This is a genomic window from Acaricomes phytoseiuli DSM 14247 (assembly GCF_000376245.1).
Lineage (GTDB): Bacteria > Actinomycetota > Actinomycetes > Actinomycetales > Micrococcaceae > Renibacterium > Renibacterium phytoseiuli.
The window spans coordinates 1-2,014 of record NZ_AQXM01000009.1 but is presented as its reverse complement, the minus strand read 5'-3'; the positions used below and the strand labels follow the sequence as shown (position 1 = coordinate 2,014).

General features: G+C 50.0%; 2 protein-coding genes. Both read left to right on the top strand.

The window, feature by feature from the left end; translation table 11 throughout:
* On the top strand, positions 1-874 hold an 874-nt coding region (locus tag C501_RS11840; protein WP_211206309.1), incomplete at its 5' end, for a DUF7927 domain-containing protein.
* Between the two features lie 101 nt (positions 875-975).
* Positions 976-2,014: DUF7927 domain-containing protein (locus tag C501_RS14075; protein WP_156807531.1), on the top strand; the 1,039-nt coding region annotated here is incomplete at its 3' end.

The window sequence follows — 2,014 nt, the reverse complement described above, 5'->3', positions numbered from 1 at the left end:
TGTGTTGGTGGAGAATCGGATGAACTCGACGGCGACTCCGCCGACGGGTGAGCCGATCGAGCCGCCGGAAGTGATTATCACGCATCCGACTCCGGATATTGAAGTACCTTTCGAAAAGGTTTCTGATCCGGTAAGCGGGAGCACGGTCTTCCCCGGTCAGAATGTTAAATACACAGTTACAGTGACCAACCCTCATAGGTTCTTCCCGATTGCCGTCAATATACGGGATGATCTTTCTGGGGTTCTGCCGAAGGCTACGTATAACAATGACGTGGTTGCCAGGGTGTTCAATGCTGATGGTTCCCAAGCAAGTATTGATTCACCGGCGGCAGTATTTACTGAACCTGAGATGGCCTGGGATGGCACCTTGGAACCGGGTCAGCGGGTAGAGCTGGTGTACTCGGTGACTGTAAAGCCGGATGCCTTTGGTATCAGCTTCATTAACCGGGCCTCTTACCGTGCAGTTCCGATTGTCAATGGCGTTCCCTTGCATTTCCATTCGGATGAAGCCTCTCCCGTAGTTGCCCTTCCTTCGACTGAAAATACTGTTATGCCTGTTGTGATGAAGAGTATGGGTCTTGGCGATGAGCGAAATGCTGCTCCTAGTGAGATGCAATCAGCAACTTCAACGCCTTCTGCAGAAGTTACAGATTTTGCTTCCTTGGTAGATCTTGGATCAGTGGTGAAGTCAACTATTCACTACACCCCGGATCAGCCTGTGGAGCCGAATACTGAGACTACTTCTACAGATGACCTGGCTATTACTGGGGCGAACATCCTGTTCTTCCTAGTCTCAGCGGTTGGGGTGCTCCTGGGCGGACTCTTGTTGTTCGCTGTAGCTAACCGTCGCAAGAACCAGAAAGAAAACTCCTAAAGACAGGCGGTGGGGTCCGCGATCTTAAGATCGCGGACCCCACCCTAAAACTATTCTTGATATTTCTATCTACGAATTTATACCCCTGGGGGACTATAATTATGAGAAATGAAAATCCAATATCGAGAGCTATAAAAGGAATTATATCCTTTTCATTAATGATTTCACTGGCATTTGGGGGGCTGTTCACGCTCGTCCCAGCTGCACAGGCTGATGATCCTGGCGGTGGAGCGTCTATTGACACTACTTCTTTGCTAGACGTTACTCCTCGCCCCATTCAAAAGGGCGGCAAGGTATTTCAGCGTGTTAAGGTAATCAATGATGGCTCGATATCATTAAACAAAGTTAATATTCGCGAGAACCTTAGAACCTTAGAAATGTCCTCCCGCTATGAGGGTGACGCAGTGGTGAGGGTGTTCAATGCTGATGGTTCTGAGGTTTCTGGTGTTCCGGCGGTTTCGTTGGATGGTTCGACGTTGTCGTGGTCTGGTGTATTGGAGCCAGGGCAGCGGGCAGAGCTCTCTTATACGGGAACTGTGACCCAGAATTACGAAGAAGGCCAGTTCCGCAGTGTTCGCACGAATACTACTGTCACGGTAGATGGGCACCCAGAAATTGGGGAAAACTGGTTTAACGGTGTTTCTGATTCAGGGCAGTCTAATCGGTTGGATCGTCTTAAAGTCTCAGATCCTCCTTCAGGGAGTCTAGTCCGCCCCGGCGATATAATTTCCTACAGCCTTACGATTTCCAACCCGACTGATCGGGATGCCCCCAGCGCTCAGTTGGTTGACATTCTGCGTGATGTGACTCCGTTAGCTGATGTTGATCGATCCTCTCTCGCCGTTAGCAGTAACTTGACGGGTTCAAATCCTCCTGAAGCGGTCTGGCGCGAGATTCGCAAGGGCGAAGTGGGAGCCGTAGATTGGAATGGCCCTCTTAAGGCCGGTGAAACAGTAACGGTGAGTTACCAAGTCACTGTCAAAGAAGACGCTGTTGGTACTATTCGTAACAATTTAGTTGAAGGCAATATCACGGAGCACAAAGTTCCGGGGTATGAGCATGCGAAGGTCTCTGATCCTGCGCCGGGTACTTCGGTCAAGGGTGGTCAGCAGATTAAGTACACGGTGACGGGTAAGAATA